Below are 12,478 nucleotides of genomic sequence, written 5' to 3' on the forward strand. Positions count from 1 at the left end.
TGCCTATTCCACAGATTTCCTGAATCGTACATAAAAAGGATCGAATCCCATTTTCTTCCAAAATTCTACTGCTCCTTCATTCTCGGAAATCGCTCTTAATTCTATGGCTAAGATCCCTTTTTCTTTCGCGTAACGAAAGGTTTCGTCTACGAGAGGTTTCATATAACCGGACTTTCTTTTACCCTGTTTGGTAATGGCCAGGTCTATGAATAAGTTCTTCTCCTCAATGAGATATGGCTTTTCTTCCACTCTTGCGATCAGAAGTGAAACAAGTTCTTCGTCTATGAATCCGCCGATAAATAGTACTTTGTCCGTTGCTCTGAGTTTTAGATATATATCCACCATTTTGGCAGCGGCTCTAGGACGGATCTTGAAAATTCCATCTAAAGGGAGTTTATTGACCATTCTAAAAAATTGATTTACCAATTCAATGGCAGCCTCCCTATTTTGGGGGAGGATTGGTTTTATCTCCAAAAGTTTCTCAGGCATTAAAATAAAACTTTGCAAATGAGCGAAGTTTGTGGAGTATTTTTTATAAAAGAGAGGAGAAGTTTCTCTTCTTTTCATAAATAAATAAAAAAAGAAACGATTCCGTTTGTTATTAAATACGAAGGCAAAATGATCTTTCGAGCACTTATAATTCTTTCCTTCTTCTCATTTATCAATTGTGAAAACGGTAAATCAGAATTACCACCTGCGGTTTTGGGATATATCGCTTTGGATTATCTGATTCTAACGGATCCGGATCGTTCTTCCGTTTATTTTTCTACGGTCAGGTCGGTAGATCTGGAAGTTGCTTACGAAACAGATGCAGAACCTTTTACTGGGAATTATGCGATCGGCGGTTCCAATATTTGGAGTGTGACTGATAGTAATTTGCAGGATGTTTTTGCTGACAGAGGTTACTCGGTTGCAGTTACCGTGCCTACTGATCTTTCCGAGATGAATGAGATCCCAAATCAGAACAGATCAAGTTGGAGTGTGAACCAACTTTTAGGTCTCGTACCTAAATATAGAAAAAGAACTTCTGATTTTCAATCTACTAGTTTCTTTATTATGTATGTAAGAGGACAGTTGGCAGATGCGCCTGGCGTGATTGCGGTTACAGTTTCCGGAATTTTAGGAATTGGTCCTCCGGTGATTTTCGTATTCAAGGATATGATAGATCAATTTGATTCTATCTCACCGGATAAAGTGGAAAAGGCTGAACAAATAACTGTGACACATGAGCTTGGGCATGCACTTGGGCTTGTGAATGCGGGAATTCCATTATATTCATCTCACCAAGACAAAGAACATGGAAATCATTGCACTAATGAATCCTGTGGAATGTTTTGGGCTTTAAGCGGTACCAAAGTCGAAACTTTCAGCCCGGCAAGTCCTTTGATTTTCGGGCAAGAATGTAGAGACGATATTCGAAACTACAATCCTTGATCAAAGTATCTTATTCGCAAAATAAGACTTCAAAGAATCGATTGCGACTCTTTCTTGGGACATACTGTCTCTTTCTCTTACAGTAACCGATTTGTCCGTTAAAGAATCATAATCTACTGTGATACAATAAGGTGTTCCGATCTCGTCTTGCCTGCGGTATCTTTTTCCAATAGCACCGCCTTCATCATATTCTAAATTCCCTAAAGAAGATAGATTTGTATAAATCGATTTTGCAAGTTCAGGAAGTCCGTCTTTTTTCATAAGAGGAAAAATCCCGATCTTAACTGGAGCTACCTGAGGAGCAAAACGAAGAACTGTTCTTGTTTCTCCGTCTGCAAGTTTTTCTTCTGCGTAAGCATCCGAAACAACTGCTAAGAATAATCTGTTCAAACCGAGTGCAGGTTCTACAACATAAGGTACATACTTTTTGTTTGCAGCTTGGTCTTGGTATTTCAGATCTTCTCCGGAAAATTTTTCATGTTGGGAAAGATCATAATCCGTTCTGGAAGCGATTCCCCAAAGTTCTCCCCATCCGAATCCATATTTGTATTCGATATCGGAAGTGGCCTCGCTATAAAAGGAAAGTTCTTCTTTCTCATGTTCTCTGATCTTTAAGTTTTCTTTTTTTAAACCTACATGATCCGTTAAGAACTTAAGGCAATAATCCACCCAATGAGAGAACCATTCTTTTTGAGTTCCTGGCTCGCAGAAGAATTCCATCTCCATTTGTTCGAATTCTCTGGTACGGAAAACGAACTGCCTTGCCATAATCTCGTTACGGAAAGATTTTCCGATCTGAGCTATCCCAAACGGGATCTTATTTCTAGTAGTTGAAATAACGTTCTTAAAATTGATAAAAATACCTTGGGCAGTTTCCGGGCGAAGGTAAATATCCTGTGAATCTTCTGCGGAAGCTCCATGAGAAGTTTTGAACATTAGGTTGAAGTCTCTGGCTTCAGTGAATGTTCCTCTATTACCACAATTCGGACAGGCAAAGTTTCCTGCCTTGATGACCTCGTTCATTTTTTCCAGGGTCAATCCTGTGGCGGCACCTTCTCCTTTTTGGTCTTCCAAAAATTTGTCCGCTCTGATCCGAGTCTTACAATTTTTACAATCGATGAGTGGGTCGTTAAAATTAGAAACGTGTCCGGATGCTTCCCATACTTTTGGGTTGAGAAGGATAGAAGAATCCAGTCCGACAACGTCTTCTCTTAAGTGGACAAAATGTTTCCACCAGAGTCTTTTTAAGTTATGGAGAAGTTCGGCTCCGTAAGGGCCATAGTCGAAGGTATTGGAAAGTCCTCCGTAAATTTCAGATCCGGGATAAACAAATCCTCTTCTTTTACAAACGGATACAATATCCTTGAGAGAGGAATCTAGGGTTTCTTTTTTCTCCATAGGTCCAAGGATTCTCGAATAGGATTCATGATAAAGTATTAAATTCGTAGGAATTCCTTCAATTCTTGTTTGCTTCCGGAACAAGCTAGGGTCCAATGGACAAGGATATTCGGAATGAAAAAGGAAATTTCGCAGAAGGAAAAACTAGTCTTTTGGGGGATCAATTTTCTCTCTTGGACCTCTCCCATTTCCATGATTGGGTTCGGGATCTTTTTTCCTTTGGGAGTCATCTTCCTATTTCCTAAAGAGGATAGGGTCCTTAGGCCGGCATTCCATTCCGTTTTTCTACAAATCGTTCTGGGACTATTTTTATTCTCTTTAGAACTTCTATTTTTAATTTTTCCAAAAGCGGAAGAGATATTTTCAGTATTCGTTCTACTTAGTTCGGAAGATCCAAGTGCGTTCGGGTTCACAGTCCTCACTCTGATGTTTTTTATGGGCCTCGCGGTATTTTTTCTGCAGGCAAAACATATTCGGGAAAAATTAAAACCGGGAGATGCAAGACCTCTTATCTTAAATCCAGTCCTGGTTTTTCTAACAGTTTTCTGTTTAATTCTATTTACTCATTATTTAACATATTCTGATACCTTTCGGGCGAAGATGGCAACGTTTGCTGTCTTCTCGGAAAGTGTTTGGATCTTCTTTTTTACTGCAATTGGACTGGCAGAACTTCTATCTGGTAAAAGGCCATTTTTCTTATTCCGTAGACCTTGGGCCTGGTTTGTAAGACAGACCAGAGATTCATTTGCAGATGAAGAAGGTGATCTTCCTGCTTCATCTAGGAAACGTAAGAACGCAAAAGTAAGAGATGTGATCTTGGCAGGTTGGGGCCATATTTACACAGGACGGTTGTGGAAAGGATTTCCGATCCTTTTCGTGTATTTGCTCGGACTATTATTATTCGCAACATTCTTTTTTTCCTGGTGGGAGCCCGCTTTGGGGATCCGCTTTTTGGCAAGTTTAGGTTTGAAACCCGGGCTTTCTGATAAAAAGTTTTTTGAAGTAGCTTCTTCTTTCTGGATTTGGTCCGCGATCCTAACTACATTAGTTTTAATTAATGTGTTTTCCGGTTGGTTGCTCAGAAGATCCTTTCAATCCAAAACGCCTCTTTTGGGTTTGAGTCCTGGTTTTGAGAACAATCTTGGACTAAGCGTTTTAGTTCACTTGATAGTGATTTGCCTGATCCTACTTATGCCTACCACGATCGCTTTCCAAAAGGAGAGTAAATCCAGACCTACGGATCATTTTACACCCGAGAATCATGCCGAATTCTATTTTATTGATCCGAACCTTCCCGACGAAGTGAAAGGACTGAATGGTGGGGTAATCACCGGAACGGATACACCAAACAGTAATCAAGGTGAAAAAATCCCCGAGGAAAAACCTTCTGACGAGGGAAGAGTAAAGGGAGAAGTTAAGAAGATTAAGGGTAAGAAACTTCCTCCTACATATTCAAATTATATCTCTGCAAAGATGAGAACTTTTGAATCCTTTATGGATTATTGGAGAAGTGCTCCTCGAAATTATTCCTGCGTTGTAGCTTATACGATCACTCCGGATGGAGACGTTGTGGATGTGGAACTTGTACAAAATTCTCCTTATCCCGAGCAAGACCAAAGAACTTTAGAATTGATAGAGAATTTATCTCCTATGATGCCTCCTCCCGGAACCAAAGGTTATATCAGAGTGACTGAACTTTTCTGGAATGGACCTTTGGATGCTAAGGCGATGCCGACTCCTTTACAACAGGAACTTGTGAATATGTTCGACGGCCGTTATATGGAGGAATTATGAGTTTAGAAATAATTCTCCTTGCGATCGCAAGTATTTTTCCTTGGGGATTTTATCTCATCTATACCCAGCCTAATACTGGTAGAGAAAAACGTTTCTTTTTTATAATATTCTTTGCCTTACTTTTAGGTTGGATCTCTACTGAGCTGGTTCTAAGAGCGAGCGCTTGGATCTGGCCTGAAACTGAGATCAAGGCGAAAGTAGCAAAATCAATTCTTTCTCAAACCGCATTTTTAGCATTCGTAAAGGCGGGAATGATGGAAGAGTTATGTAAATCCATTCTGATTGTTTCTCTGTCTTTAGTCTTAGCTTATGATTGGAAGAAGAAGGAATTTCTTCCGGAAACTTTTTTAGTAGGTGGATTTGTAGCTTTAGGTTTTGCCGGGATAGAGAATTATCATTATATTCTAATCGCGAAAGAAGATGATAGGATCCATACTTTTATCTTAAGAACCTTGAAATCTTCGAATGCACATTTGCTTATTAATCTTTGTTTTGCACTTTGTCTGATCAAAAGTAATAAAAGACAATTCCCGGAAAAGTATTGGTACATTCTTGCGGGATTTTTACTTGCAGTAGTCCAACATGGACTATTCGACTTTTTTGTGATCCCAGTAGGGAGATTTGGACATTGGGCAGCGACTGCACTCTTCGTAGGTATCTGGGTCTGGATCGTGAAAGACAGAAGAGTCTTTATGAAAGAAGAAATTCATAAAATAGAAAAAGAAATAAGTTCCGAAGAAGAAGTTTATAAATTACCTAAAGAAAAACCTCGCAGGGAAAAAGCCTCCCAATCGGTTCCAGAGATAATCCGTTGAAATACAAAGAGATCAGAGTTTCCATTCCGAAAGATTTTGCGGAAGAATTTTCCGCGTACTTGGACGAGTGGCAGGTAGCAGGATATTACGAGATACTATTCGATAGAGAAGAACCCAGAAAACCTGGAGAAGAAATTATATCCGATAATACTCCTATAAGGGTGTATTTGGCAGAAGACGATGTTCAATCCGAAGCCAAAATTTGGATCTATCTGCAGACAGTTGCTCCGGAAGATTCTTTTGCAGAATCCAGATGGATAGAAACGAAAGAATACGAAGAAGCTTATAAAGAATTTTATAAACCATTTTCAGTCGGAGTTTTTTGGGTGGTGCCTACCTGGGAGAAAGAAGATTGGGAAAAAAATAAAAAATTAGAACAAAAAGATTCGCTCCCGGTATATATCAATCCTGGGCTTGCTTTCGGAACAGGACATCATGAAACCACTCGTTTGGTTTTATCTAGGTTAGGCGCCATCGATCTGAAAGGAAAAAAGGTCGCGGATATCGGCGCCGGATCGGGGATTTTATCCGTGGCAGCGGCAAAATTAGACGCTTCTAAAATTATCGCAGTGGATATAGATCCGAATGCCGTGCGTTCTTCATCATTTAATAGAGATGAGAACGGGATTTCTCCGGAAGTTTTAGTGGTGGAAGAGGGTGGATTCGATCATCCGCAAGTTTCTACCGAAAAATTCGATCTATGCGTGGCTAATATCACATTTGCAGTCTTAAAGGCGAATATGGAAAAGATCGCAGGACTTCATACGGATCATTTTTTATTCAGTGGAGTGATCACGGAAAGAAAAGAAGAATTCCTGGAACTTCTATCTTCCCAAGTAGGAGGTAGATCTTTATATGAGACCTCCTGGAACGGTTGGGAACTGATAGAATGGACTCGCAAATAGTATAACGTTTTATTAATATTTAATATCGGAGAAAAAATGAGACATTACGACGTATTCGGAATAGGGAATGCACTTGTGGATATTCTAATCCCTACCGAAGATTCTTTTTTACAAAAAATGGGTTGGAACAAAGGGATTATGACCTTGGTGGATGCGGAAGTGCAGGGTGGGGTTCTTACCGCTTTAGACGGACATAAAAAAGAATTAAGATCAGGTGGAAGCGCAGCAAATACCATGATCGCTCTCGCAAATTCAGGCGGAACTGGAACTTATACCGGAAAAGTAAGCGAGGACACTTACGGAGAATTTTACAAACAAGATATGGAGAAGGCTGGGATCTTATTCGAAGTTCCTCCTTCTAAAGATGGACATACAGGAACCTGCGTAATTCTCACCACTCCTGATGCAGAGAGAACGATGCTTACTCATCTTGGGATTTCTTCCACTTTGACCAAACAAGATTTGGATTTAGACAAACTGAAGGTTTCTTCTTATAGTTATGTAGAAGGATATCTTTGGGACGGACCTTCTACCAAGGAAGCTTGTCTACTTGCTATGGAAGAATCTAAAAAGGCTGGGGTAAAGGTAGCATTTACTTTTAGCGATCCATTCTGCGTGAATCGTTCCAGAGAAGATTTTCTAAAACTTACAAAAGAATATTGTGATTTAGTTTTTTGTAATGCAGAAGAAGCAAAAGCACTCGCTGCTACTGAATCTAAAGAAGATTCATTAAAATTTATCTCTTCCATTTGTAAAAATGTGATGATGACGGACGGTTCTAATGGGGCATTCGTTTCAGTAAATGGGACAATCGGCCATATCGGCGGATTTCCTGCTCAGAATTTATTGGATACTACCGGAGCAGGGGATTGTTTTGCTGCAGGAGTGCTCTACGGATTGACCCACGGATTTTCTCCTGAAAATGCAGCAAGATGGGGAAATTACGTTGCATCCAGGATCGTGCAGGAGATCGGACCTAGACTTTCTGTCAGACTTATGGGAAGACAGGAAGAGATATTAGGAAAAGTTTAAGGACAAGAGTAACTCAAAGGGATCGTGCTCATGTTTCCGTTCTCCGGAACGGAAAATGTGAGCGGAGTTCCTACTATCGTATCTGGAAAACCGTCCACATAGCTAGTGTCCGAAAGACAATATAGTTTATGAGTTCCAGGATTGATATATTTGATCGTTACTGTTCCGTTTCTTGCAGGAGTGGCAGCTAAAGGAAGTTTTGTTAGAATATCCGTTTCACCCGCTCTGAAAACTGCAAAGTAATGAGTTAAATTTCCGGAGCCACCTGTGATCGCCAAAGAAGACGCTCCACTTGGATAAATTGCCCTGGATCTGGTCAAAATTCCTCCACCCATATCGGTTTGACCGCCATGTTTTGTTTTCCAATCACTAATGGAGATTAAGGTCGCGGCAGTACTTCCGTCTGCAGCTTTAATTGAGTGAACCATTAAGTTTTCCTTAAGGTTCATTCTTACTTCAAAAATATAAGGTTCATATCCAGGTTTAAAATCCATATCCGCTTCTCCCGGTTGAACCGAATAAAGAAGAGGAAATATTAATGGATAACCTGATTTGTCGGTAGTTCCTGCCGCATAAGCTATCCTTGGAACTATATTAAATCCATACACACCATAGTTATCAAAGAAGGTTACCTTTGTGAGGTCCACACCTGGAGAATTTCCCCAACCGGTAACTAAAGAACGGATATAAGTTCCTGTATAATAATACTGGCTCGCGGCTCCGGTGCTAGTTCCGGAAGTAGGATCGTTGGAAGGGAATTCGGCTCCTTCTCCATTTAAGAACTGGACCATTTTGAATTCACCATTCAGAGATCGGCAGGTGTTTGCATTCAATGTATAAGGTTGGGTGCAATACACTTCTCTGTTCGGAGCAATATTATCCCAGAAAGCTTTTGCAGCCGCGACAGTTCTGATTTGAGAAAGATTGTTTAGACCATCTTGGTATTTGGAGGAAATACGGATCTCACCTATATCAATATAAATAGGAAGATTTGCCATTTTAGGAAGACCAGATAGATTGAATGCAGGATCTCCTGCAGGATCTTGATACACATTTCCGGTCCCGTTATTGTATTCAGAAAATTCTAAAGGGTTGTCTGTAGCGTAGGTACCTTTCATTAGAAGTAACATTCTATTATTGAATAAGGTGCTGATTACGGGATAGTCAGTTGCGTTTCCTTCCCAATGACCTACTTTACAATCTGAAAAGAAAGCCAGCAAAAAGGAAGAAAGACATAGAAACCGATTCGCTTTGGAAATCATAAGAATACACTCACCATTAAACCGAAATGGAAAAATTCTGTATCCACTTTATTATAGTAATACGGGTTACTTAATCGAGGATCTACACTAGGACCTACGTAAGGATATTTTGTTTCCGCAGGTGAATTTAAATCTGATTCATAAATTTTATTATAATCGAGTCGGATCCCGATCCGTAACTTCTTACCTGCTACGAAACTTGCCTCAAATCCTGCGAATAAAGTATCATTCCAGCGGGAAGTGTTTGCCGGCCTTGCAACCACATAGGTTTCTCCGAATCCGGCCTTTAGCATAAATGTGATCGGAAGTTCGAAAGGAAGTTTATAACAAAGTGCAGAATAAACCGGGATGGTGGTCAGAGCCCTTTCCGACCTGGATAAGTAGTTGGAATAAGAGGCCCCCACTTCTACATAAAAGATCCAAGGCCAAGGAACCCTATAAAAGAATCCACCGCCTAAAGTGGTATCTAAATATTTCTGAGCTTCAGATCCAGGAAATGGGTTAGAAGCTCCAACCCATGCTCCAATTTCAGGTTTTCTATTATCGTAGAATGTAGGAAGTTCTTCTTCTAATTCTTCATCTTCGCTGGTACTGTCTCTTTTTTCAGAACGAGTAAGTCCGGAAGAAGGTAGATTTCCGCCTGCTTGTGCAAGGATCAATTCTCCATTCTTAAAACTATTCCCAATCTTATTAAAATCCATAGGAGGAGAAACAGGGTTTCCTCCCATATATTTTACAGCCTTATTATCCACTTGGTCCGGATAAGAGAATGTCTGTGCCCAAGGAAAAAGTAAAAATGCGATCGGCAGAAGTTTTTTCATCTAGGAACCCCGCCGAATTCTTTTCTGCTTTGGTACATTCGATCTATCTCAGGATAAGAATCGTAGTACGCTTTTAGAAAATACAATCCGTAAGGGGGGAGAGTGATCCCTGCTATGGTTCTATCTTTGGAAGAAAGTATTTTCAATATATTCGTCTCTTTGCGCTTCTCTATCGCTATTTCAAAAAGTGTTCCAGTTAAGATCCGGACCATATTATGGAGGAAACCGTTTGCCTTGATCCGTAAACGAAGAAGTCCGGGCTCTTCTTCACTTTCTAAAAGGCTCGCATCATAAATGACCCGAGTAGTGCTCCTGCGGTTCCGCATCGAAGTGGCTTTTGCCAGACTTCTAAAGTCATGCTCTCCCTTTAGTAGTTCCAGTTCTTCTCTTAAGCGGGAAACGTCAATCCGATGTTGGTACCAAAATGCTCTGTTTTTCCAAACTGGTCTTGGGAACCTTGCGTTCACTAAAAGGTATTCGTATTCTCTTGCAGTACAGGAAAATTGAGAGTTAAAGTTTAGCGGAACTTCCGTAATCTCATGGATAGCCAGACCCCGGTCGGTGAGTGCATTCATTCCGAGTAGGAACTTCGACAGGTTCGGAATAGGGGAATTCGTCTTAAAATTTACGATCATTCCCCTGGCATGGACACCTGTGTCTGTTCTTCCGGCTCCCCAGATCCTGGTTTGTTTTTTCAGAAGGACTTCCAACGCTTTTTCTATTTCTTCCTGAACGGTAGGAGATTGTTTCTGGCTTTGGTATCCGAAAAAACATCCACCATCGAATTCGATCAATAGGGCATAGTTTCTAGGATCTTCTATCATAGTCTGGAACGAGATTGGAAAGGAATACCAACAGGAGGAGAAGGTAGAGACGTCTCTTATTTTTCTCCGCCCATTTCCTCTATGATCTTATTGTATTCGTCATAGAGTTCTTTGGCCATGTCAATGATGACGGAAGGTTTGGACTTGGAAGCCTTACCTGAACCGTACAATCTAGAAAGAGTTCTTTTGGCGCGAATGAGAAGGTTCAGTTTGGAAGCAGCATCCGACGCAAGTTCTTCCTTGAATTTCATTGTGAGATATGCGGAAAGATAAATGACTCCGTCAAATCCCCAGTTTTTGTCCGTATCAGGTCCGAGTAGATAAGAAGCGGCATCTACTGGTTCGGAACCGGACTGCATGATTTCCATTGTGTCCGTGTACCAGCCCGCGGATTTTTGGTAGAGAAGGTCTCGGATCTTGTCGTAGCCCATACCTGGAAACTCTGTGTTCACATCATCGAAGTACCAGGCACCACGGACCGCACAGACTGCTTTTTTAGGTGTAGGAGCTACTGTCACTTTTCTGGACTGGTAACATTCTATCGCTAGTAGGTAAGATGCAGCTCCCAGGATCAGGTTTCTTTCTTGGTAAAAATCAGTAGGTCCCATGATGGACTCTATGTTTTTACGGCGGACCTCTGCGGATTCTCTCAATTTTGCGAGTTCGTCAGCATCCAGACCTGACCAATCTTTAGGAAATGCAGTATAAAGACAGCGAGGGCATACGTTAAGAACGTAATCGTTCGGGGAAACCCTGCCAAATTTCTTGTTTTTTTCGTATAAGCGACGTAATTCCTGGGTGAGTTTGCCTGCAATCAGCCTTCCTCCCCCCTGGAACATACTTTCCCTTTGATGGACCTCGCTACAGATAGGGCAGACCGTATCTTCCTTATTCCTAAACGAGATTTTTTTGCCTTGGGCTAATGCAGTTGCTGTCATACGAAGAATTTCCGGAAAAATCGAGCCGGAAGCGTCAATTCTCACCGTATTCTAACCGATAGACTAAGAAGAAAAGCACGATTTTCGGGTTGAACCCGGTCTTCTCAGGAAGATACTAAGGAAAAGGTCCTCCAATGAAAAAACTTCTCGTTTTCATGATTGCGATGTTAGTCGCCCCAGTTCTATTACACGGCGAAGCCGTTTCTATGAAATCGTATAAGAAGAGGATAGAGCTCTTAACTTATTTGAGGGCGATAGAGCCTGTCGTAAAAAATTATCCGGGAGAGGTAAAATCCTCCGGAACGGGTCAGGCCCAGGCAGATGGGGAGAGACTCGCGAAGTATAAAGAGCTAAAAAGATTGTACCAAGAAGGTCTTCTGTATTTCTTTGAAGGGAATTTTGTAAATTCTTATCGCAGATTTTTGGAATCCCAACTTGGAATGGAACTTCTTCTGGAAGAACTTTCACAAGCGTATGTGGAAAGAACAGAAGAGATCCTAAAAACCGCGATCGAAAAGAAAAATCCAAACAATCCTATGGATAGAGCACTTGTGGATATTTCCGTGGAATACGGAAAAACAAGTTATATCCGTGCGGACATCAAGGAGAACAGAGAAGCTCCTTTTACCCGCAGAATGTACAACCCGAGAGAATTCCATTACGTGGTGAATAAATACACCATCGAAAAAAATATGGAGTTAGGTTATCAATTCTTGGGAGAAGCCAAGGAAGCTAGGAATAACGCACTTAAGATAGAAAAACATCTGGAGAAACACCAAAAACTCCAACCTGAACATAGAAAACATCGTATCGAAATGTATTTGGGTGCGATTAATCTTTGTAGGGATGCAAGATCCAATGCGATGAATATTTTCAAACTTAAGTATCCATACGATAATTATTATCTCCAAAGATCAGACGCAAAATCTGAAGAGACTCGTAACGAGATCGGAGAAGTCACTCCAGGTGAAGTTGTTTCCGTAGATGGAGTTACTTATGACTTCTCTACTAACCCACTGGTTCGTGCAGATAATAAAATGAGTCCTGTATTCGACAAAAGAATTCCGGATGATTATCGTAGAGATGCCGTAGATATTTTAGGTAGAGTTTATGATGACGAGATCGACAATAAACTATATCTTCGTTGGGATGCTGAGACTCGTAAAAAACTTCTGGGAGATAAAATTCCTCCAGGAGCTCAGAAGAGAAAACAAGCAGCAGCTGCAAGCCAACCTAATAAATAAGATCTTTCCAT

Annotated in this window: 12 protein-coding genes; 6 read left to right on the forward strand and 6 right to left on the reverse strand. The window is 40.8% G+C overall.

What is annotated here, in order from left to right; genetic code table 11:
* Positions 1–3 precede the first annotated feature (3 nt).
* Positions 4–489 carry a GNAT family N-acetyltransferase gene (locus EHO65_RS17150; RefSeq protein WP_167482057.1) on the reverse strand — a complete coding sequence of 162 codons (486 nt, stop codon included), beginning with the start codon at positions 487–489 and terminating at the stop codon, positions 4–6.
* Positions 490–618: 129 nt separating this feature from the next.
* On the opposite strand from EHO65_RS17150, the gene EHO65_RS17155 reads away from it, so the two are divergent.
* A complete protein-coding gene (locus tag EHO65_RS17155; RefSeq protein WP_135775773.1) occupies positions 619–1,434 on the forward strand; it encodes a hypothetical protein in 816 nt (271 codons plus the stop codon).
* Here the strand turns inward: EHO65_RS17155 and EHO65_RS17160 are convergent, their stop codons facing one another.
* Entirely contained in the window at positions 1,435–2,832 is a 1,398-nt protein-coding gene (locus EHO65_RS17160) for a glycine--tRNA ligase (RefSeq protein WP_135775774.1), read from the reverse strand.
* A 114-nt stretch (positions 2,833–2,946) separates the two neighbouring features.
* Here EHO65_RS17160 and EHO65_RS17165 point away from each other — a divergent pair, with 114 nt between their 5' ends.
* From EHO65_RS17165 to EHO65_RS17180, 4 genes are read left to right on the forward strand one after another with little or no spacing between them, the layout of a single operon-like run.
* Positions 2,947–4,626, forward strand: coding sequence for a TonB C-terminal domain-containing protein (locus tag EHO65_RS17165; protein ID WP_135775775.1), 1,680 nt, complete (start codon positions 2,947–2,949; stop codon positions 4,624–4,626).
* Positions 4,623–5,441, forward strand: coding sequence for a PrsW family glutamic-type intramembrane protease (locus EHO65_RS17170; RefSeq protein WP_135775776.1), 819 nt, complete (start codon positions 4,623–4,625; stop codon positions 5,439–5,441). Before EHO65_RS17165 ends, EHO65_RS17170 begins: the two co-directional genes overlap by 4 nt.
* Positions 5,438–6,346 (forward strand): 50S ribosomal protein L11 methyltransferase, encoded by a 909-nt coding sequence (locus EHO65_RS17175; RefSeq protein ID WP_135775777.1) that lies wholly within the window; start codon positions 5,438–5,440, stop codon positions 6,344–6,346. Before EHO65_RS17170 ends, EHO65_RS17175 begins: the two co-directional genes overlap by 4 nt.
* Positions 6,347–6,382: 36 nt before the next feature.
* Positions 6,383–7,378 carry an adenosine kinase gene (locus tag EHO65_RS17180; RefSeq protein WP_135775778.1) on the forward strand — a complete coding sequence of 332 codons (996 nt, stop codon included), beginning with the start codon at positions 6,383–6,385 and terminating at the stop codon, positions 7,376–7,378.
* On the opposite strand, the gene EHO65_RS17185 is transcribed toward EHO65_RS17180, so the two are convergent.
* Genes EHO65_RS17185 through EHO65_RS17200 form a run of 4 tightly spaced genes read right to left on the reverse strand, consistent with a single transcriptional unit; the run spans position 7,375 to position 11,223 of the window.
* Complete coding sequence (locus EHO65_RS17185; RefSeq protein ID WP_135775779.1) at positions 7,375–8,640, reverse strand: LIC11270 family surface protein; 1,266 nt, start codon at positions 8,638–8,640, stop codon at positions 7,375–7,377. The two genes, EHO65_RS17180 and EHO65_RS17185, sit on opposite strands and share 4 nt — an antisense overlap.
* Positions 8,637–9,461, reverse strand: a complete 825-nt coding sequence (locus tag EHO65_RS17190; protein ID WP_135775780.1) for a hypothetical protein — start codon at positions 9,459–9,461, stop codon at positions 8,637–8,639. Before EHO65_RS17190 ends, EHO65_RS17185 begins: the two co-directional genes overlap by 4 nt.
* A complete protein-coding gene (gene truA, locus EHO65_RS17195) occupies positions 9,458–10,285 on the reverse strand; it encodes a tRNA pseudouridine(38-40) synthase TruA (protein WP_135775781.1) in 828 nt (275 codons plus the stop codon). The genes EHO65_RS17190 and truA overlap by 4 nt, the downstream gene beginning before the upstream one ends.
* Positions 10,286–10,341: 56 nt before the next feature.
* On the reverse strand, positions 10,342–11,223 hold the full coding sequence (locus EHO65_RS17200) for a DUF2225 domain-containing protein (protein WP_135755201.1): 882 nt from the start codon (positions 11,221–11,223) through the stop codon (positions 10,342–10,344).
* Between the two features lie 134 nt (positions 11,224–11,357).
* Between EHO65_RS17200 and EHO65_RS17205 the strand changes: the two genes are divergently transcribed.
* Positions 11,358–12,467 (forward strand): LIC11274 family protein, encoded by a 1,110-nt coding sequence (locus EHO65_RS17205; protein ID WP_135775782.1) that lies wholly within the window; start codon positions 11,358–11,360, stop codon positions 12,465–12,467.
* The last annotated feature ends 11 nt before the right edge of the window (positions 12,468–12,478 follow it).

It is taken from the genome of Leptospira andrefontaineae, assembly GCF_004770105.1.
GTDB lineage: Bacteria > Spirochaetota > Leptospiria > Leptospirales > Leptospiraceae > Leptospira_B > Leptospira_B andrefontaineae.